21 protein-coding genes and 4 tRNA genes are annotated in these 19,913 nt (G+C 72.6%); 12 read left to right on the plus strand and 13 right to left on the minus strand.

The features are described 5' to 3' along the window. The coding region (locus BM142_RS24580; protein WP_175527283.1) for an HNH endonuclease signature motif containing protein at positions 1–434 on the plus strand (434 nt) is incomplete at its 5' end. Positions 435–531: 97 nt separating this feature from the next. Here the strand turns inward: BM142_RS24580 and BM142_RS14385 are convergent. Genes BM142_RS14385 through BM142_RS14400 form a run of 4 tightly spaced genes read right to left on the minus strand, consistent with a single transcriptional unit; the run spans position 532 to position 4,863 of the window. Beyond that, positions 532–1,431 (minus strand): ABC transporter ATP-binding protein, encoded by a 900-nt coding sequence (locus BM142_RS14385; RefSeq protein ID WP_092200081.1) that lies wholly within the window; start codon positions 1,429–1,431, stop codon positions 532–534. Next, complete coding sequence (locus BM142_RS14390) at positions 1,428–2,495, minus strand: ABC transporter ATP-binding protein (RefSeq protein WP_092200084.1); 1,068 nt, start codon at positions 2,493–2,495, stop codon at positions 1,428–1,430. The genes BM142_RS14385 and BM142_RS14390 overlap by 4 nt, the downstream gene beginning before the upstream one ends. Further along, a complete protein-coding gene (locus tag BM142_RS14395; protein WP_092200087.1) occupies positions 2,485–3,483 on the minus strand; it encodes a branched-chain amino acid ABC transporter permease in 999 nt (332 codons plus the stop codon). The genes BM142_RS14390 and BM142_RS14395 overlap by 11 nt, the downstream gene beginning before the upstream one ends. Before the next feature lie 3 nt (positions 3,484–3,486). After that, positions 3,487–4,863, minus strand: coding sequence for a branched-chain amino acid ABC transporter permease (locus BM142_RS14400; RefSeq protein WP_092200090.1), 1,377 nt, complete (start codon positions 4,861–4,863; stop codon positions 3,487–3,489). A 189-nt stretch (positions 4,864–5,052) separates the two neighbouring features. Here BM142_RS14400 and BM142_RS14405 point away from each other — a divergent pair, with 189 nt between their 5' ends. Further along, a complete protein-coding gene (locus BM142_RS14405; RefSeq protein ID WP_175527284.1) occupies positions 5,053–5,679 on the plus strand; it encodes a GNAT family N-acetyltransferase in 627 nt (208 codons plus the stop codon). A 22-nt stretch (positions 5,680–5,701) separates the two neighbouring features. Here the strand turns inward: BM142_RS14405 and BM142_RS14410 are convergent, their stop codons facing one another. Then, positions 5,702–6,106, minus strand: coding sequence for a PaaI family thioesterase (locus tag BM142_RS14410; protein WP_092200096.1), 405 nt, complete (start codon positions 6,104–6,106; stop codon positions 5,702–5,704). Positions 6,107–6,152: 46 nt separating this feature from the next. Between BM142_RS14410 and polA the strand changes: the two genes are divergently transcribed. Together polA and BM142_RS14420 are read left to right on the plus strand one after the other, a co-directional pair. Further along, positions 6,153–8,894 (plus strand): DNA polymerase I, encoded by a 2,742-nt coding sequence (polA, locus tag BM142_RS14415; protein WP_092200099.1) that lies wholly within the window; start codon positions 6,153–6,155, stop codon positions 8,892–8,894. 113 nt (positions 8,895–9,007) lie between these two features. Continuing rightward, positions 9,008–10,090, plus strand: coding sequence for an AI-2E family transporter (locus tag BM142_RS14420; protein ID WP_092200102.1), 1,083 nt, complete (start codon positions 9,008–9,010; stop codon positions 10,088–10,090). Positions 10,091–10,095: 5 nt separating this feature from the next. Here the strand turns inward: BM142_RS14420 and BM142_RS14425 are convergent, their stop codons facing one another. Then, positions 10,096–10,941, minus strand: coding sequence for a class I SAM-dependent methyltransferase (locus tag BM142_RS14425; protein WP_092200105.1), 846 nt, complete (start codon positions 10,939–10,941; stop codon positions 10,096–10,098). Positions 10,942–11,159: 218 nt separating this feature from the next. On the opposite strand from BM142_RS14425, the gene rpsA reads away from it, so the two are divergent. Continuing rightward, positions 11,160–12,638: a 30S ribosomal protein S1 gene (rpsA, locus tag BM142_RS14430; RefSeq protein ID WP_092200108.1), complete on the plus strand. Its 1,479-nt coding sequence runs from the start codon at positions 11,160–11,162 to the stop codon at positions 12,636–12,638. Between the two features lie 170 nt (positions 12,639–12,808). On the opposite strand, the gene BM142_RS14435 is transcribed toward rpsA, so the two are convergent. Beyond that, positions 12,809–13,084, minus strand: a complete 276-nt coding sequence (locus BM142_RS14435) for a hypothetical protein (RefSeq protein WP_092200111.1) — start codon at positions 13,082–13,084, stop codon at positions 12,809–12,811. A gap of 161 nt (positions 13,085–13,245) precedes the next feature. On the opposite strand from BM142_RS14435, the gene coaE reads away from it, so the two are divergent. Beyond that, a complete protein-coding gene (gene coaE / locus BM142_RS14440; protein ID WP_092200435.1) occupies positions 13,246–13,842 on the plus strand; it encodes a dephospho-CoA kinase in 597 nt (198 codons plus the stop codon). Beyond that, the gene (locus BM142_RS14445) at positions 13,839–14,057 is read left to right on the plus strand and encodes a hypothetical protein (protein ID WP_092200114.1); all 219 of its coding nucleotides are present in this window, start codon (positions 13,839–13,841) and stop codon (positions 14,055–14,057) included. Before coaE ends, BM142_RS14445 begins: the two co-directional genes overlap by 4 nt. 55 nt (positions 14,058–14,112) lie before the next feature. Here BM142_RS14445 and BM142_RS14450 read toward each other — a convergent pair. From BM142_RS14450 to BM142_RS14465, 4 genes are all read right to left on the minus strand, one after another. Next, positions 14,113–14,184, minus strand: a tRNA-Val gene (locus BM142_RS14450). A gap of 54 nt (positions 14,185–14,238) precedes the next feature. Next, a tRNA-Cys gene (locus BM142_RS14455) sits at positions 14,239–14,309 on the minus strand. A 41-nt stretch (positions 14,310–14,350) separates the two neighbouring features. After that, a tRNA-Gly gene (locus tag BM142_RS14460) sits at positions 14,351–14,423 on the minus strand. Between the two features lie 95 nt (positions 14,424–14,518). Further along, positions 14,519–14,986, minus strand: coding sequence for an SsgA family sporulation/cell division regulator (locus tag BM142_RS14465; protein WP_092200117.1), 468 nt, complete (start codon positions 14,984–14,986; stop codon positions 14,519–14,521). A gap of 192 nt (positions 14,987–15,178) precedes the next feature. Here BM142_RS14465 and BM142_RS14470 point away from each other — a divergent pair, with 192 nt between their 5' ends. The 5 genes from BM142_RS14470 to BM142_RS14490 all read left to right on the plus strand — a co-directional run bounded on the left by BM142_RS14470 (position 15,179) and on the right by BM142_RS14490 (position 17,565). Next, entirely contained in the window at positions 15,179–15,835 is a 657-nt protein-coding gene (locus BM142_RS14470) for a sigma-70 family RNA polymerase sigma factor (protein ID WP_092200438.1), read from the plus strand. Further along, positions 15,832–16,626: an anti-sigma factor gene (locus BM142_RS14475; RefSeq protein WP_092200120.1), complete on the plus strand. Its 795-nt coding sequence runs from the start codon at positions 15,832–15,834 to the stop codon at positions 16,624–16,626. The genes BM142_RS14470 and BM142_RS14475 overlap by 4 nt, the downstream gene beginning before the upstream one ends. A 47-nt stretch (positions 16,627–16,673) precedes the next feature. Next, positions 16,674–17,138 carry a TIGR02611 family protein gene (locus tag BM142_RS14480; RefSeq protein WP_254790953.1) on the plus strand — a complete coding sequence of 155 codons (465 nt, stop codon included), beginning with the start codon at positions 16,674–16,676 and terminating at the stop codon, positions 17,136–17,138. Positions 17,139–17,179: 41 nt separating this feature from the next. Beyond that, positions 17,180–17,251: transfer RNA gene (locus BM142_RS14485), tRNA-Val, on the plus strand. Positions 17,252–17,349: 98 nt separating this feature from the next. Beyond that, positions 17,350–17,565: a PF20097 family protein gene (locus BM142_RS14490; protein ID WP_092200123.1), complete on the plus strand. Its 216-nt coding sequence runs from the start codon at positions 17,350–17,352 to the stop codon at positions 17,563–17,565. A gap of 9 nt (positions 17,566–17,574) precedes the next feature. On the opposite strand, the gene BM142_RS14495 is transcribed toward BM142_RS14490, so the two are convergent. Next, positions 17,575–18,978 carry a multicopper oxidase family protein gene (locus BM142_RS14495; protein ID WP_092200126.1) on the minus strand — a complete coding sequence of 468 codons (1,404 nt, stop codon included), beginning with the start codon at positions 18,976–18,978 and terminating at the stop codon, positions 17,575–17,577. Beyond that, complete coding sequence (locus tag BM142_RS14500) at positions 18,975–19,823, minus strand: hypothetical protein (protein ID WP_092200129.1); 849 nt, start codon at positions 19,821–19,823, stop codon at positions 18,975–18,977. Before BM142_RS14500 ends, BM142_RS14495 begins: the two co-directional genes overlap by 4 nt. Between the last annotated feature and the right edge of the window lie 90 nt (positions 19,824–19,913).

Raw genomic sequence — 19,913 nt, forward strand, 5'->3', positions numbered from 1 at the left:
GCCTGGGCCCACCACCACCGAGCCCCGGCTACCGGCCCACCGACCCCCTCCAGCGCTACGTCCGCGCCCGCGACCGGCGCTGCCGCTTCCCCGGCTGCCGCGCCCGCGCCGACCGCTGCGACCTCGACCACAACACCCCCTACCCCGCCGGCGCCACCAGCTGCGACAACCTCTGCTGCCTGTGCCGCCACCACCACCGACTCAGCCACCAGGCACCCGGCTGGACCATGCGCCGCCTGCCCGACGGCGGCATCGAATGGACCACCCCCGGCGGCGACCGGATCACCACCCACCCACCCCGCTACGGCACCGAGGACCCACCACCGCCACCGGCCGACCCACCCCCGCCGCCCACCCTCCGCGAATGCCTCCTCGATCGCCCCACCACCGAGGAACTGCGCGCACAACTCCGCGCCGACCCCGCACCCTTCTGACGGCGAGCGCGCGGCCACGGTGAACGCGCACGGCGCCGGCACCCCGCGAGGCGGGGGCCGGCGCCGTGTCGGTGCAGAGCGGGTGCGGAGCGGGGAGCTACTGGGCCTTCGCCAGGGTCCCCAGGTAGAGCTCGATCACCTTGGGGTCGTGCATGAGCGACTCACCGGTGTCGGTGTAGGCGTTCCGCCCCTGGTCCAGCACGTAGCCGCGGTCGCAGATCTGCAGGCACCGGCGGGCGTTCTGCTCCACCATGATGATCGAGACGCCGGTGGCGTTGATCCGGCGGCAGCGGATGAAGACCTCGTCCTGGTACGCGGGGGAGAGGCCGGCCGACGGCTCGTCCAGCAGGAGCACCGACGGGTCCATCATCAGTGCCCGGCCCATCGCCACCATCTGCCGCTCGCCGCCGGAGAGGGTCCCGGCCTTGGACTTGCGGCGTTCGCCGAGGAGCGGGAACAGCTCCACGACGTAGTCGAAGCGATCCTTGAACGTCTTCGGCCGCAGGTACACGCCCATCTGCATGTTCTCCTCGAGCGTGAGCGAGGGGAACACGTTGTTGTTCTGCGGGACGTAGCCGACCCCCATCGACACCAGCCGGTGAGCGGGCGCCGAGGTGATGTTCTCGCCCCGCAGGGTCACCGATCCCGACCGGACGGGGATGAGCCCGAACAGCGCCTTCAGCAGGGTGGACTTCCCGGCGCCGTTCGGCCCGATGATGCCGACCAGCTCGCCGTCCTTCAGGTAGAAGTCGCAGCCGTTGAGGATGTTCACCCCGGGCACGTAGCCGGCCAGCAGCTCGTCGGCCCGCATCAGGGCACCCTCGGCGAGCTTGACGTGCTCCTCGCGCGTCGCGGCCTTCTCGGCAGGGGTGAGCGGTGCGGTCCGAGCGTCGCTCGCCGGCGTCTCGTCGGGGGTGACCTCGGCGGGACCGGTGCGGTCGTCCACCGGCCGGTCGAACTCGTACTCCGGGTTGGTGCTCTCGCGCGGGTCCGTCATCGGTCCGTGCCCTTCGGGTTCTTCGGCCGGTCGGAGCTCAGGACGTCGCCGCCGGAGCGTTCCTGCCGGGCGATCGTCTCCTCGGCCTCGGCGAGGACCTGGTCCTCCTCCTCGGCGCTGAGCGGGGCGTCGTGGTGGGCGCCGAGGTAGGCGTCCACCACGGCCTGGTTCTGGCTGATGGACTCCGGCGGCCCCTCGGCGATGATCTTGCCCGCCGACATGACCACGACCCAGTCGCTGATGTCCCGGACGACGTCCATGTCGTGCTCGACGAAGATCACCGTCATGCCCTGCTCGCGCAGGTCCTTCACGTGCCCGAGCAGGCTCTGGGTCAGCGCCGGGTTCACCCCGGCCATCGGCTCGTCCAGCATGACCACCTGCGGGTCGCTCATCAGCGCGCGCGCCATCTCCAGGAGTTTGCGCTGACCCCCCGAGAGCGTGCCGGCGAAGTCGTCCTTCTTGGTGTCCAGCTTGAACCGCTGGAGCAGGTCCATCGCCTTCTCGGTGTTGGCCTTCTCCTGCGCCCGCCACGTGCCGGGCACCAGGGCGCGGAAGAAGCTCTCGCCCTTCTGGTCCTGGGCCCCCAGCAGCATGTTCTGCAGCACGGTCAGCCGGGACAGCGCCTTGGTCAGCTGGAAGGTCCGGACGACGCCCATCCGCGCCACCTGGTGCGGGGAGAGCTTGCCCAGAGACTTCCCGTTGAACGACCAGGTCCCGGTGTCCGGCTGGTCGAATCCGGTCAGCAGGTTGAACAGGGTCGTCTTGCCGGCACCGTTGGGCCCGATCAGCCCGGTGATGCCCCCGCGCTGGATCTCGAGGTGGTCCACCGAGACGGCGGTCAGACCGCCGAAGGTGCGGGTCACGCCGTCGACGACGACTGCCGGGTCCGGCTTGGCGACACCGATCTCCCAGGGCAGGTCGCGCAGGGCGATCTGGGCGAGCCGCTGGGGGGTGTCGCCGCTGGCCCACCCGCCCTCCTGCCCGGGGCGGTAGCCCTGCGGGGACCCACCGGACGTCCCTGCCCCGGAAGCCGTCGCACCGTGCGGTGTCGGGTCAGCGGGCATCGAGCATCACCTCTCGTCGATCGCCGAAGATCCCCTGGGGCCGGAAGATCAGCAGCAGCATCAAGCCGACCCCCACCAGGACGAAGCGGATCTGCGCCACGTCGGTGGAGGAGAGCAGGTCCTCGGGGATGACCCCGTTGCTGATCAGCAGCCGGAGACCGGTGTCGGCGAACTGCAGGATGAACAGCAGCAGCATGGCCCCGATGACCGGCCCGAGCACCCGGGCCGCGCCGCCGAGGATCAACGCGGCATAGGCGAGGAACGTGTTGGCGTTCTGGTACTGGTCAGGGATCGCCGAGCCGGTGCCGACCGCATAGACCATGCCACCGAGGGCACCGAAGACGCCGCCGAGCACGAGCGCCTGCATCTTGTAGACGTAGACGTTCTTGCCCAGGGAACGGACGGCGTCCTCGTCCTCGCGGATGGACTTGAGCACGCGGCCCCACGGGCTGCGCATGAGAGCGAACACCAGCAGGCTGCCGAGGATCACCAGGATCCACCCGACGAGGGCGACCCAGAGCTCACCCCCGGACCACGAGGTGCCCAGGATGCTGTACCGCCGGCTGGTGTTCCACGGCGCCAGGGCGATGAAGTCACCGTTGAACGCCGACAGGCCGCGGGTGCCGTTGGTCACCGGCGTCGCCGACACCGAGCGGAAGAGCAGGCGCAGCCCCTCGGCCGTGGCGATCGTCGCGATCGCCAGGTAGTCCGCCCGCAGCCGCAGCGTCGGGAGCCCCAGCAGGAGGGCGAGGACGACCGCCGCCAGGATGCCGACGAGCACGCCGACCCAGAACGGCAGGCCCCACTTGCTCACCGAGATGGCGATGCCGAAACCGCCCAGCATCGCGAACGCGATCTGGCCGAAGTTCAGCAGGCCCGCGTACCCGAACTGCACGTTGATGCCGATGGCCAGCAGGGCGAAGAAGATCGCCTGGAAGCCCAGTGCCGACTTGCCGGCGACGGCGAGTGCGTTGAGGAGATCGGCCATCGGTCAGCCCACCCGCGCTCGGCTGCCGAGGATGCCCTGGGGCCTGATGACGAGGATGACGATCAAGAGCAGCAGCCCTCCGACGTACTTCACGTCATTCGGAATGACGAGGGTCGACATCTGCACGAACACGCCGACGATGAGGCTGCCGACCAGGGCGCCGTACGCCGTCCCGAGACCGCCCAGCGTGACGCCGGCGAACATCAGGAGCAGCAGGCGGAAGCCCATGTCCCACTGGACCTGGTCGGAGAGGCCGAGCAGGACGCCGCCGAGCGCCGCCAGCGCCCCACCCATCATCCAGACGAACAGGATGACCCGGTTGACGTCGATGCCCGACGACGCGGCCAGGTCCCGGTTGTCCGACACCGCCCGCATCGCCTTCCCGATCTTCGTGCGCTGCAGCATCACCGCGACGAGCAGCAGGACGACGACGGAGATGACGATCGAGTAGAAGTCGTTGTCGGTCATGGTGAACAGGCCGTAGTCCTGCGCGCGACCGCTCTGGGCCCCCTGGAAGGGGCTGGACCGGCCGCCGTAGACGACCTGGACCAGGTACCGCAGCAGCAGCGACAGCCCGATGGAGACGACGAGCGCGGCGATCAGCCCGGTGCCCCGGCGGCGCAGCGGCCGCCACAGGCCCAGTTCGTTCAACGCCCCGACCGCCGCCCCCACGAGCATCGCCAGCAGCGTCGCGGGGATCAGCGGAACGCCACCCTGCACGTTGATGTACCAGGCGGCGACGGCCCCGATGGTGACCAGCTCGCCGTGCGCGAAGTTGGTGAGGCCGGTGGTCCCGAAGATCAGGGACAGCCCGACCGCGGCCATCGCGATCAGCAGGCCGAAGCGGATGCCGTCGACCAGCAGCTGGACGGCTCGCACGCTGCCGCCGCCGGAGTTGCGGCTGCCGTCGGTCAGCCCGATCAGCACCGCCTGCCGCCGGCCCTCGTCCACGGTGACCGTCCGGCTGTCGCCGGCCGCAAGGGTGACCCCGTCGGGGAGATCGCCCTCGTCGATGGTGACGACGTACTGGCCCGGTCCCGGGAGGTCGACCGACCAGCGGCCGTTCTCGTCGGTCTCGACGCTGTCGATCTCGTCCCCGTCGGCCGTGGTGACCTCGACCTGCACGTCCTCGATCGGACCGCTGAGGCTGGTCTGCAGGGTGCCGTTCAGCACCTCGGTCGCCTCGGTCTCCTCCGTCTCCGCGTGGGCCAGGCCCGGCGCAAAGGCCGCGAGGCCCAGGCCGAACGTCAGGACCAGCAGGAGCCGGACGACGACGCGGTGCCCGCTCGGTGGCCGACCGCGACCTCTCGGTCGCTGCGGGGACCCGGTGGGTCCCGATCGTCGACCGTGCCGGCGGGCACGGTTTCCCGCGTGCGTCACTCGACCTCCCAGGGCGGATGAATTGAGCACGGACCCTAACCCCCTTGTGTTGCTCCACCGTCTCTTCGTGCTGACCTGTGACCTTTCCGCGACACGCCGCGGTGGTAACGGTCCGTGTCGTTGCGGCGCGTCGGCGTGATCAGGGCAGCTCAGCGGTGCAGTCTTCGCCCACGTCCAGGGGAGGCTCCCGTGCCAGGTTCCGGTCCGCGGTCCCGTGTGGTCACCCGCACGGCACGAGCGGGGGATCTGCCCGCCGTCCTGGCCCTGGTCCGGCAGCACCGCGCCGACGCGCACGCCGAGGACGTCCTGACCGGTCACGCGCCGCTGAACGCGGCCGCGTCCGGGTTCCGCCGGCTCCTCGAGGACCCCGGTCACCGGGTGGTCCTGGCCGTCCTGCCCGGGCCCTGCGCGGCCGACGGCGGCGCGACCGGCGAGCTGGCCGTCGGTCTGGCGGTCCTGGGCCTCGACCCGCTGTCCCTCGTGCTCGGCAACCCGCAGGTCACCGTGGACACGTTCGTCGTCCACCGCGAGCACCGCCGCCGCGGGGCCGGTGCCGTCCTCCTGGCATCTGCCGCCGACTACGCCCGGGAGAACGACGCGGCGCACGTGGTGGCCGCCGCCGGCGGGCACGAGGCCGAGCGGCAGCGGTTCCTGGCCCGCATGGGGTTCGCGCCGCTGACCACCCGGCGGATCGTCACGGTGGAGTCGCTGAGCCGTTCCCTCGCGTCCTGGGAGCGCGGCGGCTACCCGGTGCCCGGCCCGCGGCGCGCCTCGGCCGCCCGGCGGCGCCCGGTCCCGCGGCGGCTCACCGCCTGAGGCCCCTCGAGGGGGTCGTTCGTCAGGCCGGCAGGATCATGCAGGTCAGCCGGGCGCTGGCCGTCGTGCTGCCCGACTCGTCGCTGACCTCGATCAGGAACGTCGCGAGCGTCCGCCCGCGGCGCACCGGCGTGCAGACGGCCGTCACGACGCCGGACGTCGCCGCCTTGACGTAGGTGGCGTTCAGCTCGATCCCCACGGCCCGCCGGTCGGGCCCGGCGCCGATCGCCGCGGCCCACGAACCGATCGTCTCCACCAGCGAGCAGGTGGCGCCGCCGTGGAGCAGGCCGAAGGGCTGCTCGTTGCCCTTCACCGGCATCGTGGCGACGAGCCGGTCCGGGTGGAAGTCGACGATCTCGATGCCGAGCTTGTCGTCGAGCGGGCTGAAGCCCTCGGTCGGCATCCAGTCGGGGCGCGGAGTGGTCACGCAGGCACCGTATCGACGTCGGTACCCCCACATAGGATCGGCTCCGATGTCAGCGCCCAGCACCGCCGCCGCCCCGTCCGCCGCCGCCCCCACCTCCGGGGATCGGCCGCGCCTGCTGCTCCTCGACGGCCACTCGCTGGCCTACCGGGCCTTCTTCGCGCTCCCGGTGGAGAACTTCTCCACGACGACGGGGCAGCCGACCAACGCCGTCTACGGCTTCACGTCGATGCTGATCAACATCCTGCGCGACGAGAAGCCGACCCATCTCGCCGTCGCCTTCGACGTCGGCCGCAAGACCTTCCGCAGCGAGATCTTCGCCGAGTACAAGGCCAACCGCGCCGAGAGCCCGACCGACTTCCGCGGGCAGGTCAGCCTCGTGCAGGAGGTGCTCGCCGCACTGCACGTCCCGGTCATCACCGCCGAGGGCTACGAGGCCGACGACGTCATCGCCACGCTCACCGTGCAGGCCGTCGAGCAGGGCATGGACGTGCTGATCGGCACGGGCGACCGCGACGCCCTCCAGCTGGTCAACGAGCACGTCACGGTGCTCTACCCGCGCAAGGGCGTCTCCGACATGACCCGCTTCACGCCGGGGGAGGTGGAGACCAAGTACGGCCTCACCCCGAACCAGTACCCCGACTTCGCCGCGCTCCGTGGCGACCCGAGCGACAACCTGCCGAGCATCCCGAGCGTCGGGGAGAAGACGGCGGCGAAGTGGATCCGCGAGTACGGCTCCCTCGACGCGCTCGTCGACCAGGTCGACACCGTCAAGGGCAAGGTCGGCGAGAAGCTGCGCGAGCACCTGAGCTCCGTGCTGCAGAACCGCCGGCTCACCGAGCTCGACCGTGCCGTCCCGCTCGAGCTGGGCCCGGCCGACCTCGCCGTCCGGCCCTGGGACCGCAACGAGGTGCACACCCTCTTCGACAACCTGCAGTTCCGCGTGCTGCGCGACCGGCTCTTCGCCACGCTGACCAGCGCCGAGCCCGAGGTCGAGGGCGGCTTCGACGTCGCCGAGGACGAGGTGCCCGCCGGCGGCCTGGGGGAGTGGCTGCAGGCGAACGCACGCACCGGCCGGACCGGTGTCATCTTCCGCGGCACGTGGGGCCGGGGCGCCGGCGAGCTGACCGGCCTGGCCCTCGCCGCCGGGAACGACCACGCCACGTTCGTCGACCTCGGCCCCGGTCTCGACGCCGCCGACGAGCAGGCGCTGGCCGCCTGGCTGGCCGATCCCGCCGCGCTCAAGGTGGTGCACGAGGTCAAGGGCCCGCTGCTGGCGATCTGGGCGCGCGGCTGGGAGCTCGACGGCCTCATCAGCGACACCGCGCTGGCCGCGTACCTGGCGGCGCCGGGCCAGCGGTCCTTCGACCTGGGCGACCTCGCCGTCCGGTACCTGCGGCGCGAGCTCAAGGACGCGGCCGAGCCCGAGGGGCAGCTCACCCTGGACGGTCTCGGTCCGAGCGAGGACGACGTCGCGCGGGAGGCCGCGCACGCGGACGTGCTCAAGGCCGTCGCGGTCAACGACCTGTCCGACGCGCTCGAGACCGTGCTCGGCCAGCGCGGCGGCGACGCGCTCCTCGGCGGCATCGAGCTCCCGCTCACCCGGGTGCTCGCCGCCATGGAGTACCGGGGGATCGCAGCCGACCTGGACTTCCTGCACGACCTGCAGAAGGAGTTCGCCGAGGCCGTCACCGCCGCGGCCGCCGAGTGCTACGCCGTCATCGGCCGCGAGGTGAACCTCGGCTCGCCCAAGCAGTTGCAGGCGGTCCTGTTCGACGAGCTGGGGCTGCCCAAGACGAAGAAGAACAAGACCGGGTACACGACCGACGCCGAGGCGCTGACCTCGTTGCTGGCGACCACCGGCCACCCGTTCCTGGAGCACCTGCTCCGGCACCGCGACGTCACCCGGCTGCGCACCGTCATCGACGGGCTGATCCCGATGGTCGACGACGCCGGTCGCATCCACACCACGTACCAGCAGACGATCGCGGCGACGGGCCGGCTCTCCTCGACCGACCCCAACCTGCAGAACATCCCCATCCGCACCGCCGAGGGCCGCCGGATCCGCCAGGCGTTCGTGGTCGGCCAGGGCTACGAGTCCCTGATGACGGCGGACTACAGCCAGATCGAGATGCGGATCATGGCCCACCTCTCCGGCGACGAGGGACTCATCGAGGCCTTCACGTCGGGGGAGGACCTGCACTCGTTCGTCGCCTCGCGCGCCTTCGACATCCCGATCGAGGACGTCGACCCCGAGATGCGCCGCCGGATCAAGGCGATGAGCTACGGCCTGGCCTACGGGCTGTCGGCCTACGGGCTGTCGCAGCAGCTGCGCATCACCCCCGAGGAGGCGCGCGGCCAGATGCACGCCTACTTCGAGCGCTTCGGTGGCATCCGCGACTACCTCGACACGGTGGTCGAGGAGGCCCGGCTGACCGGCTACACCGAGACCACCCTGGGCCGGCGCCGGTACCTGCCCGACCTCACCAGCGACAACCGGCAGCGCCGCGAGATGGCCGAGCGGATGGCGCTCAACGCCCCCATCCAGGGCTCGGCGGCCGACGTCATCAAGGTGGCGATGCTCAACGTCGAGAAGGCGATCGCCGCCGAGGGGCTGACGTCGCGGATGCTGCTGCAGGTGCACGACGAGCTCGTGCTCGAGGTCGCGCCGGGGGAGAAGGAGCAGCTCGAGGAGCTGGTGCGCCGGGAGATGGCCGGCGCGGCCGACCTGTCGGTGGCGCTGGAGGTGTCCGTCGGCTTCGGCCGGACCTGGAACGACGCCGCGCACTGACCCCCAGCGGCTCGTCCCTGCCCGGGCCGCCGCAGCGTTACAGGCTGGTGTCGATCCCCGCCCGGGGGCCGGGCCGATGTGTCAGGCCGAGCCCCGCGGTCCACATCCGCTGCATGGCCTCTCCCTCCTCGTCCGGCCCCGCCGATCCGGCGATGCCCACCTGGCTGGTCAGATCGGCCGCCGTGGGCGGCCGGCTGCTCGTCCTGGCGGTCCTCCTGTGGCTCCTCGCGGGGTTCGCCGTCAAGGTGACGCTGCCGCTCGTGACCGTGCTGATCGCACTGCTGGTCGCCGGCGTGCTCGCGCCGGTGGTGGAGTGGGCGCAGGGCCGGGGGGCGCCGCGCTGGCTGGCCGCGGGAGCAGCCGTCCTGCTGCTCCTCACCGTGCTCGGTGGCGCGGCCGTCGGACTCGGCGCGCGGATCGTCGAACAGCTGCCCCAGCTGCGCGAGCGGTTCCAGCAGGTCTCCTCCGACCTGTCCCAGCGGTTCGGCATCGAGCTGCCGAGCTTCGGGTCGGGCGGTTCGGGAGGCTCGGGCGGGGCGTCCGGGGGGTCCGGGGGCGGGACCAGCGCAGCAGACCTGCTGGGTCCGGCGCGGACGGTGGCCGAGGTGCTGATCGCGGCATTCCTCGTCGTCGCGCTGACCTACCTGTTCCTGCACGGCGGGCCCGGGATGTGGCGCTGGCTGCTGGACCGGTTCGCGGGGCGGGCCCGCGAGGACGTCGACGCCGCCGGCCGGGCCGCCTGGACCACCGTCGGCGGGTACGTCCGCGGCCTGACGATCGTCGCGCTGTTCGACGCGGTGGGCATCGGTGCCGGTCTGCTGCTCCTGGGCGTGCCGCTGGCGCTGACTCTGGCGGCGCTGCAGTTCTTCGCCTCGTACATCCCCACGATCGGGGCCTTCGTCGCCGGCCTGGTCGCCGTCGTCGTGGCCTACGCGTCCGGCGGCCTGGTCACGGCAGCGCTCGTCCTGGGGCTGGTCGTGGTCGTCCAGCAGATCGGCAACGACGTGATCGAGCCGTACGTGATGAAGAACCGGCTGCCCCTGAACGCCGCGACGATCCTGATCGCCGTCACGGCCGGCGGGGTCCTGTGGGGGATCGCCGGCGCCCTGCTGTTCGTGCCGCTGGCCGCGGCCGTCTCGGCAGCCGCGCAGGAGCTGTGGGTGCGGCACGGGCGACGGCCGATCGCCGGAGGCTGAGCCGGTCAGGCGGGCGTGGTGCAGCTGAGGATCAGCGTGCCGGGGACCAGCGCGCCGCGCGCGGGGCTCCACTGGCCCCAGTCCTGCGTCCGGCCGGGCGTCCACTCCGGCTCGATCAGGTCCGCGAGCACCAGACCCGCTGCGACGACGGCCCGGACCCAGTCGCCGACCGTCCGGTGGTGCTCGACGTACACGGTCCGTCCCGCACCGTCGGTCTCGACGTAGGGCGTCCGGTCGAAGTAGGAGGAGACGACCCGCAGGTCCTCCGGGTCGGGGGAGTCGGGGAAGGGCCAGCGCATCGGGTGGTTGACCGACGCGACGAAGCGGCCCCCCGGCCGCAGCACCCGCGCCACCTCCCGCAGCGCCCCCTCGACGTCGGCCACGAAGGGCAGCCCGCCGAAGGCCGAGCACACGACGTCCAGCACGCCGCCGGCCAGCGGCAGCCGGCCCGCGTCGGCCTGCAGCAGGGGGACGTCGATGCCGGTGGAGCGGTTGAGCCGGGCGGCACGGTCGAGCATCCCGGCGGACAGGTCCATCGCCAGGACGTCGGCGCCGGCCGCGCGAAGCCAGCGGGCACAGGGCGCGGAGCCGCAGCCGATCTCCAGCACCCGCCGGCCGGCGACCTCGCCCAGCAGGTGTGCGTCGGCCTCCCGCAGCCCCTCCGGGCACCAGAGGAAATCGGCATCGCCGAGGTCGGCACCGTGCTCGGCCAGGTAGGCCGGCGCCGCCGCGTCCCACCACCGGCGGTTCGCCCGGACGGACTCCTCGTCCCCGGCGGGACGGCGGGCGACGCCGCCGGCGGCGGGGTAGCCGTCGCTCCCGAGCGGCAGGGGCGGCGGGATCCGGTTCATGACGCGCCGATCGTGACACGCGGGCGGGCGTCCCGGACCGCGCACCCAGGTGGACCCGGCGGTCCCGGCGTCCGTACGATGGGGAATGCGCCAGAGGTCTGTCGTGGTTTTCCCCACACGGGAACGCCAGAACCGGCTCTCCCCGCTGATCATCCCCGTGGTCACCGACCGCGGGTCGTCCTGTCCCTACGCATAAACCGTCCGGAGCAACCAACCACATGACCTCCACTCAGGTCCGTCCTTCCAGCACCCCCCAGGTCGCCATCAACGACATCGGTTCCGCCGAGGACTTCCTCGCGGCGATCGACCAGACGATCAAGTACTTCAACGATGGCGACATCGTCGAGGGCGTCATCGTCAAGGTCGACCGGGACGAGGTGCTGCTGGACATCGGCTACAAGACCGAGGGCGTCATCCCCTCGCGCGAGCTCTCCATCAAGCACGACGTCGACCCGAACGAGGTCGTCAGCGTCGGCGACGAGGTGGAAGCCCTGGTCCTCCAGAAGGAGGACAAGGAAGGGCGGCTGATCCTCTCCAAGAAGCGCGCGCAGTACGAGCGCGCCTGGGGCACGATCGAGGCCAAGAAGGAAGCCGACGAGGTCGTCACCGGCACCGTCATCGAGGTCGTCAAGGGCGGCCTCATCCTCGACATCGGCCTGCGCGGGTTCCTCCCCGCGTCGCTGGTCGAGATGCGGCGCGTCCGCGACCTGCAGCCCTACGTGGGCCGCGAGCTCGAGGCGAAGATCATCGAGCTCGACAAGAACCGCAACAACGTCGTCCTCTCCCGGCGCCAGTGGCTGGAGCAGACCCAGTCCGAGGTCCGCAGCGAGTTCCTCAACAAGCTCGCCAAGGGCCAGGTCCGCACGGGCGTCGTCTCCTCGATCGTCAACTTCGGTGCGTTCGTGGACCTGGGTGGCGTCGACGGCCTGGTGCACGTCTCCGAGCTGTCCTGGAAGCACATCGACCACCCGTCCGAGGTCGTCGAGGTGGGCCAGGAGGTCACCGTCGAGGTCCTCGACGTCGACCTGGACCGCGAGCGGGTCTCGCTGTCGCTGAAGGCGACGCAGGAGGACCCGTGGCGTCAGTTCGCCCGGACCCACCAGATCGGTCAGGTCGTCCCGGGCAAGGTCACCAAGCTCGTCCCGTTCGGTGCGTTCGTGCGCGTCGACGAGGGCATCGAGGGCCTGGTGCACATCTCCGAGCTGGCCGAGCGTCACGTGGAGATCCCCGAGCAGGTCGTGCAGGTCGGCGACGAGATCCTCGTCAAGGTCATCGACATCGACCTCGACCGCCGGCGCATCTCGCTGTCGCTCAAGCAGGCCAACGAGGGCGTCATCGGCGACGAGGAGCAGTTCGACCCGGCCGCCTACGGCATGGCCGCCTCCTACGACGCCGAGGGCAACTACCTCTACCCCGAGGGCTTCGACGCCGAGACCGGCGAGTGGCTCGAGGGCTACGACGAGGCCCGCGAGACGTGGGAGCGGCAGTACGCCGAAGCCCAGGCCCGGTTCGAGGCGCACCGCAAGCAGATCGCGGCCGCCAAGGAGGCCGACGCCGAGGCGGCGGCCGGTGGCAGCTACTCCAGCGACGACGTCGCCGGTCCGGACGCTCCGGCGGCCAGTGGCGGCGGCGGCGGCACCCTGGCCAGCGACGAGGCCCTGGCCGCGCTGCGGGCCAAGCTCGCCGGCGGTGAGTGAGTAGCAACGCCTGAACGCCAGAGGCCCAGGACCCCCGTGGTCCTGGGCCTCTGGCGTTCGGCGCCCGTGTGCAGCCATGGGAAAGGGCCCGTGGACGTGCGTCCACGGGCCCGGCCCCGTTCAGGGCCCCGCCGCGAGCGTGCGAGTGGCGGGGGGAACGGGGTGTTTCTCTACAGGCTGAGGATGATGGCGAACGCGGTGCGCGGGCGACCGCCGTTGCCGGCCAGGAACGTCCAGGTGTGGCGCCCGGCCGGCGGCGCCTGGAACAGCCACTGCAGGAACGTGTTGCGCCGCGGTGCGGCGGGGCGCTGGAACTGCATGCGCTCGCGGACGGCGGGGATGTCGGCGCAGCGGACCCCGGTGGTCGAGCCCAGGCGGTGACGGGCGGTGCCCTGGCGGCGGGCGGCGCGCGTCGAGGGGGGTGCGTCAGCGGCGGTACGGGACATGTCGGGTTCTGCCTCTCTCGGCGGGGGAAGATCGCCGGGACGGACGTTATGCGCGTGACGCGTGTGACTGGTGCGACGCGCCGGACCGGACGGGGCGGTGTTATCCGGCCGTGACCTCCGGCGCCCCGGATCGGCGTCGTGCGGCCGACTACTGTCCGGTCGTGCTGCGCATCGGACTGACCGGAGGGATCGGCTCGGGCAAGAGCACCGTCTCGGCCCTGCTCGCCGAGCGGGGGGCGGTCGTGGTGGACGCCGACCGGATCGCCCGCGAGGTGGTCGAGCCGGGGACGCCCGGGCTCGCGGCGGTCGTCGGCGCCTTCGGCACCGGGATGCTCGCCGCCGACGGGTCCCTCGACCGCGCGGCGCTGGCCGCGGTCGTCTTCGCCGACCCGGAGGCCCGGCAGCGCCTCGACGGGATCGTCCACCCACTGGTGCGCGCCCGGTCGGCCGAGCTGGCCGCCGCGGCGCCGGCCGACGCCGTCGTGGTGCACGACGTACCGCTCCTGGTGGAGACCGGCCAGGCGTCCTCCTACGACGTGGTCGTGGTCGTCGAGGCCGATCCCGCCGTACGGGAGGGCCGGCTCGTCCAGCGCGGTCTCACGGCGGAGGACGCGCGGGCCCGCATGGCCGCCCAGGCGTCCGACGAGCAGCGCCGGGCGGTGGCCGACGTCGTCCTGGACAACAGCGGGACGCTCGAGCAGCTGGCCGGGCAGGTCGACCGGTTCTGGGCGGAGCGTGTCGCTCCGGTGACCGGATGAGCCCGCCGGCCGCATCGCGCGCGGAGGCGCCGGAGGTGGCCCGGGGACGGTCGGCCACCTGGACCGCCCTCGTGCTGGTCCCCGTCGGTGCCGCCGTCGTGTTCATGCTCGACACCGACGCCGAGCCCGCGGTCCAGGGGCTGCTGGCGTCCCTCGCCGCGCTGCAGATCATGCTCGCGCTGTACTGGAAGCGGAGCCGCACGCGGCAGCGCTGACGTCCGGTCCCGGGAATGGCGAGAGCCCCAGGTCGGTGACCTGGGGCTCTTCCTGTGGGCGATACTGGGATCGAACCAGTGACCTCTTCCGTGTCAGGGAAGCGCGCTACCGCTGCGCCAATCGCCCGTTCCGGCCTCGCGACCGGACCCTCCTCCGCGCTCGTGCTCCGCGGAGGAGACGAGGTGGAGACGGGATTTGAACCCGTGTAGACGGCTTTGCAGGCCGTTGCCTCGCCTCTCGGCCACTCCACCGCACGCGGGCGCCAGTCTCTCGACCAGCGCCCGAGGTTCCGAGCGGACGACGGGATTCGAACCCGCGACCCTCACCTTGGCAAGGTGATGCTCTACCAACTGAGCCACGTCCGCGTTGCGTGGAGAACTCTAACCGACGGTCTCGAGCGCTCCAAGCAGGGGGGTCCGATCGGCGCTCCGCGACCGGACGGCCGACCCGAACCCGCAGGTCAGTGCCCCGACGCGTCCGTCCCGCCGTTGGACAGCAGGACCTGCAGCTCGTCGTCGAGGTCGAGCAGCTCGCTCTCCGAGCCGGAGGGGACCAGCGCCTCGGTGTGGCGCAGGAAGGCCGCCACGGTCGCCCGCGACAGCTCGAAGAGCGCCTCGCCCGAGGGGGCGCGCAGGTGCAGGAAGAGCACGTCGGTGGCCGCGTTCGCCGGCCACAGCCGCACGTCGCCCTCGCCGGCGGGGGCCTCGAGCCCGGCCTGCAGCAGCTCGCGGCTCAGCAGCCAGGCGATCCCGCCGTCGTCGAGGTCGACGACCGCGTAGCCGTCGCCCACGTCGCCGAAGGCGATGCGGACGGCGAAGGGGTCGGCCGCGTCGTAGCAGAGCAGAGCCGGTACCTCGGTCCACGACTGCGGGCCGACCAGCTGGAGGGTGAGAGGGGACGAGTACCCGGGGGTCCAACCGCTGCGCATGTCAGGTCAACGACCGTCGGTTCTCGAAGTGACGTGGCATTGCACTTCCTTCACATCCGTCACACCCGTCGCACGGGCAGGGCAGGTCCGAGCTGCTGTCGCACCCTGTGATGCCCGGGCGGACGCCCGGTGAACCGCGGGACGCCCAGGAATGAACCGCTGGGGCAGGAGTGACGAACGGTGCGTGTGATCATGGGAGCCGTGACCTCCCGGGTGCGTCCTGCTGACGACCCGGCGGGGGATGCCGACGTCCTGCGCCGCATCCGGGCCGGCGACCGGTCCGCCGTCGACGACCTGTACGCGCGGTTCCGCCGTCCGGCGTTCGCCCTCGCCCGCCGGATCCTGGCCGACGACGCCCTGGCGGAGGACGTCCTGCAGGAGGTGTTCCTGAGCGTGTGGCGGGACCCGGCCGCCTTCGACCGCGGGAAGGGGAGCGTGGCCTCCTGGCTGCTCGCCGTGGTCCACCACAAGGCGGTCGACGCCGTCCGGCGCGAGGAGTCCCAGCGGCGCCGGCAGGCACGCGCCGAGGACGAGCTGGTGCTGGACGCGCCCATGGCCGCGCGGGACGTGGAGGACGACGCGTCGTCCCGGATGGTCGGCGAGCAGGTGCGGGCGGCGCTGGGTCTGCTCTCCCAGCCGCAGCGCGAGGCGCTCACGCTGGCCTACTACGGCGGGTACACCCAGCGCGAGGTCGCTGCGCTGACCGGGACCCCGCTGGGCACCGTCAAGACCCGCATGCTCGCCGGTATGCGCCGGCTCAGGAAGGAGCTCGGCGGCCCCGCCGGCGCCGGTGCCCTGGGTGAATTCGCGGCGGCAACGGAGACGGCCGCAGGGGAGACGCAGCCATGAACGCCGATCACGCCCGGTTCGACGAGCTGGCCGTGGGCTGGACGCTGCACGCGCTGGAGCCCGAGGACGAGGCGCAGTTCTCGCGCCACCTGGCCGGTTGCGCCCGCTGCGCGGAGACCGTCGCCGAGACCACCGACGTGATGGGTTCCCTGGCCGCCGGCCTGCCGGCGGCCGAACCGTCGGACGCGCTGGGGGAACGGCTGCGCGCCGCTGTCGCGTCCACGGAGCAGGTCGGGCCGGTCGCCGTTCCCGGGCCGTCGACCGCTCCGGCCGTCCCCGTGCCTCCCGTGCCCCCCGCGGCCCCGGCGCCGCGGTCCCGCGCCCTCCCGCTGGCCCTGGTCGCCGCTGCCGTCGCCGCGGTGCTCGGCCTGGGGATCTGGAACGTCGGCCTGCGATCCGAGCAGGCGGAGCTCAGCGCCACCCTCGCCGAGCAGCGGGACGTCGTCGACGCACTGCTGACGCCGGGGCGGGCCACCGTCGCCACGCTCGACGACGAGGGAGGACCGGTCGCCACGGTGGTGGCGCGCGAGGACCGCGTGCAGGTGGTCACCTACGGCCTGCCGGCCAACGACGCCGCCGACACCACCTACGTGCTGTGGGGGCTGGGCGCCGATGCGCCGACACCCCTGGGCCCCTTCGACGTGGAGGGGTCACAGATCGCGGTGGAAACCGTAGGCTCCGAGGGGACCGGTCTCGACGGCTTCGCGCAGTACGGCATCAGCATCGAGCCCGGGCGGGAGGCTCCGTCGGAACCGACGGAGGTGGTGGCGACCGGGCAGGTGACCAGCTGAGCGATCAGGAGACGGCGTGCCCGCCGGAGCGCCCGGTCGCCCCGGCGTTGACGGCATGGCCCGGAAAGGGTGAGACCGCCCAGGAGCGGGTCGCCCGGTACGACGCCGACGACGTCAACAGCCTGCGCGAGCGGGTGGCCGACACCGCATGGCGCCGACGGCTCGCCGTGCGCCGCAGCCTCAACCACGGCTACCGCATCGCTGTGGGGGTCGTGGGCGGGCTGATCGTCGCCGTCGGCCTCGTGACGATCCCGCTGCCGGGGCCGGGCTGGCTCACCGTTCTCGCCGGCCTGTTCATCCTGGCCACGGAGTTCACCTGGGCCGAGCGGCTGCTGGAGTACACCAGGAAGCACGTCAAGCGCTGGACGGACTGGGTGGCCGCGCAGCCGGTGTGGGTACGGCTGCTGATCGGCGTGGCGACGGCGGCCTTCGTCTACGGCGTCCTCGTCGTCAGCCTGCACCTGCTGGGGGTGCCGGACTGGGTGCCGGGGTGGGTGCCGCTCTGGCGGTGACCTTCTGGCACAATCGGATCCGCGGTCGTCGAGGCCGCACCGGGCGATTGGCTCAGTGGTAGAGCGCTTCGTTCACACCGAAGAGGTCACTGGTTCGAACCCAGTATCGCCCACAGCAGGAGGCCCGGTCCGCGTGCGGACCGGGCCTTCGTCCGTCCTGGCGGCGGCACGGCTCGTAGGGTCCGGGCATGACGACGCCCGGAGTCCGGCCATGACGCTGCCGACCACGTGCCCGCGGTGCGGCGGTGCGGTCCGGCGCGGGGACGTCGCCGGGCAGGGGGTCTACCTCAACTGGATCCCGGAGGGCGAGTCCGTCGGCTGGACGACGCTGGGCAAGGAGCACCTGGCGACCGGCAGCGTCGTGCGCCCGCCGCTGCTCCCGGCGGTCCGCTGCGGCACCTGCGGGCTCGGCGTCTTCGAGGCCTGAGCCACCGGCTCAGGAGGCGGGGCCGTACTCGACCACCCGCACCATCCCGTCCTCCATGTGGTGGTGGTTGTGGCAGTGGAACAACCACCGTCCCGGGTTGGTCGCGAGGAAGTCGAACGTCACCTCCCCGCCCCGGGCGGGGACGGCGACGGTGTCCTTCACCGGTCCCCGCCCACCGGCCGTCAGCACCTGGAAGTGGTGGCCGTGCAGGTGCATCGGATGCCACTTCGCGCTGGTGTTGCGCATCGTGAACCGCACCCGTTCGCCCTCGGCCACCGGCAGCGGATCGGCGTCGGGATAGCTCTGCCCGCCGATCTCGGTGCCGGACAGGACCAGGTCGTACTGCCGGTCCGGAGGTCCGGCGGGCAGGTCCAGGGGTTCGCGGGCGAGCAGGTCGCCGTACTCCGCCAGCCGCCCGGCCAGCTCGGCCGGCCGCTCGGCCACCGCCGGGGCGCGGGACGCGTCGCTGCCGGTGTACCGCAGCAGTGCCCGGCCCCATCCGCTGCGGCCCTCCGGCTGGACGGCGATCTGCCACACGCCGCCGTCGGGCCGGTCGGCGTCGACGAGGACGTCGTAGCGCTCGCCCATGCCCAGTCGCAGGGCGTCGACGGTCACCGGTTCCACGGCCATGCCGTCGGTGTGCGTGACCGTCAGCCGGTGGCCCGCGATCGCGAAGCGGAAGCCGGTGTCGGCGGCCACGTTCATCACCCGCAGGCGCAGCCGGTCGCCGCGCCGTACCTCGACGACGGCCGCGTCCTCCGGTGGGCGGCCGTTGACCAGCAGCAGCGGGTAGGACCGCCCGCCGAAGGAGACGGTGCCGGCCGCGTCGTCGGCGGGGGCCTCCGCCGGGTCGGCGTGGCCGGTGTGGCCGTCCAGGCCGTCCCGCCAGTCGTCGAGCATCAGGGTGTGCTCGCGGTCGTAGGCGAGCTCCTCGGTGCGCGGCTCCACGATCAGGGGCCCGTAGAGCCCGCGGTCCAGTTGCATGCCGACGTGCGCGTGGTACATGAACGAGCCGGGGACCGGGGTCCGGAACTCGTAGTCGAAGCCCGCTCCCGGTGCCACCGGGTCCTGGGTGATCCCGGGGACCCCGTCCATCCGGTTCGGCGGTGCCAGCCCGTGCCAGTGGACCGTGGTGCCCTCCGGCAGCTCGTTGGCCAGCCGCACCCGCAGGGTGTCCCCGGCCCGGAGGCGGATCTCCGGGCCGGGGACGGTGCCGTACCCCCAGGTGGGCACCGCTCGGCCGGCCAGGTCCACCCGCATCGGGGCGGCCCGCAGCCGCAGGCCCGCCGGGGCGGGCGGCCCCGGTGACGACGGCGCGGGCCCCGGGCAGCCGGTGAGCAGGGTCAGTCCCGCGGCCCCGGTCAGGGCGAGGAACCGGCGCCGGCTCACCGGCCCGCGGGGCTCGCGACTCATCCGACGGTGAACTCCGCGACCATCCCCAGGGTGAAGTGCGGCGGGCCCTCGCCCTCCTGGTGGTGCGTGGTCCCCTCGGGCACGAAGCAGACCGCGGCGTAGCGGCCCGGCTCCAGCTGCAGGAACGTCGTGTCCGACGACCCGGGCTCGGCGAACGCCGCGCCGGTGAAGGTCACCATGCTCATGGCCTGCTCCTCCGGCAGCACCAGCAGCTCCTCGACCGGCATGGTGACGTCGTCGTCGATCCGTGCGAGCCCGATCTCGTGCAGCTCCTCGCCCTCGTTGTGGAAGGTCACGGCGACCGTGCCGGCCTCGATGCTGTCCGGGATGCCCTCGAACTCGTAGTCGACCCCGGTGGCCTCGAGCTGCTCGTAGCCGCACTCGGCGAGCATGTACTCGTCCATCGCGGCGTCGGCCTCCTGGAACTCCGGGCCGTCGAGCGCCCCGATGTCGCCCGTCGAGGAGGCCTCCCGGGCCAGGGCGGCCGCGGTGCCGACGTCGCCGGCGATCTCCTCGGGTGCGGTCTCCTCGACGCGCTCGAGCAGCGGGTCGACGCGGCCCGCGAACTCCGCCAGCGCCGCCTCGATCTCGGCCGGCGTCGCCGTCTCGAACTCCACGTCGGGGCCCATGCCGAAGGCGGCCTCGACCGCCACCGCGGCGCTGCAGAACTCCGCCGGGTCCGCCTCGGTCCCGGACGCCTCGGTCCCGGACGCGTCGGCCCCGGCCGCCCGGGTCTCGGTGTCCGGGTCGTCCGATCCGCAGGCCACCATCGTGGCCGCCAGCGCCAGCGAGGCGCCCCCGAGGACCAGGCGGCGCACCCCCCGGGTGCCTGTGGTGCTGCGCATGCTCTCCAACCTCTCTGCCAGGTGGACGGCGGTCGCCGGCCACGTCGACGGTGCAGATTCGCGAGGAGGAGGCGGGCGTGGGGACGGCGG

The sequence above is a fragment of the Blastococcus tunisiensis genome (assembly GCF_900112815.1).
Lineage (GTDB): Bacteria > Actinomycetota > Actinomycetes > Mycobacteriales > Geodermatophilaceae > Blastococcus_B > Blastococcus_B tunisiensis.

What these genes read in the sequence shown, in the direction of transcription:
- polA (WP_092200099.1), top strand. Translation starts at nt 6,153, where the DNA reads ATGTCAGCGCCCAGCACCGCCGCCGCCCCGTCCGCCGCCGCCCCCACC.
- BM142_RS14385 (WP_092200081.1), bottom strand. Translation starts at nt 1,431, where the DNA reads ATGACGGACCCGCGCGAGAGCACCAACCCGGAGTACGAGTTCGACCGG.
- BM142_RS14475 (WP_092200120.1), top strand. Translation starts at nt 15,832, where the DNA reads ATGAACGCCGATCACGCCCGGTTCGACGAGCTGGCCGTGGGCTGGACG.
- BM142_RS14495 (WP_092200126.1), bottom strand. Translation starts at nt 18,978, where the DNA reads ATGAGTCGCGAGCCCCGCGGGCCGGTGAGCCGGCGCCGGTTCCTCGCC.
- rpsA (WP_092200108.1), top strand. Translation starts at nt 11,160, where the DNA reads ATGACCTCCACTCAGGTCCGTCCTTCCAGCACCCCCCAGGTCGCCATC.
- BM142_RS14425 (WP_092200105.1), bottom strand. Translation starts at nt 10,941, where the DNA reads ATGAACCGGATCCCGCCGCCCCTGCCGCTCGGGAGCGACGGCTACCCC.
- BM142_RS14500 (WP_092200129.1), bottom strand. Translation starts at nt 19,823, where the DNA reads ATGCGCAGCACCACAGGCACCCGGGGGGTGCGCCGCCTGGTCCTCGGG.
- BM142_RS14490 (WP_092200123.1), top strand. Translation starts at nt 17,350, where the DNA reads ATGACGCTGCCGACCACGTGCCCGCGGTGCGGCGGTGCGGTCCGGCGC.
- BM142_RS14465 (WP_092200117.1), bottom strand. Translation starts at nt 14,986, where the DNA reads ATGCGCAGCGGTTGGACCCCCGGGTACTCGTCCCCTCTCACCCTCCAG.
- BM142_RS14420 (WP_092200102.1), top strand. Translation starts at nt 9,008, where the DNA reads ATGGCCTCTCCCTCCTCGTCCGGCCCCGCCGATCCGGCGATGCCCACC.
- BM142_RS14470 (WP_092200438.1), top strand. Translation starts at nt 15,179, where the DNA reads ATGGGAGCCGTGACCTCCCGGGTGCGTCCTGCTGACGACCCGGCGGGG.
- BM142_RS14390 (WP_092200084.1), bottom strand. Translation starts at nt 2,495, where the DNA reads ATGCCCGCTGACCCGACACCGCACGGTGCGACGGCTTCCGGGGCAGGG.
- BM142_RS14435 (WP_092200111.1), bottom strand. Translation starts at nt 13,084, where the DNA reads ATGTCCCGTACCGCCGCTGACGCACCCCCCTCGACGCGCGCCGCCCGC.
- BM142_RS14445 (WP_092200114.1), top strand. Translation starts at nt 13,839, where the DNA reads ATGAGCCCGCCGGCCGCATCGCGCGCGGAGGCGCCGGAGGTGGCCCGG.
- BM142_RS14395 (WP_092200087.1), bottom strand. Translation starts at nt 3,483, where the DNA reads ATGGCCGATCTCCTCAACGCACTCGCCGTCGCCGGCAAGTCGGCACTG.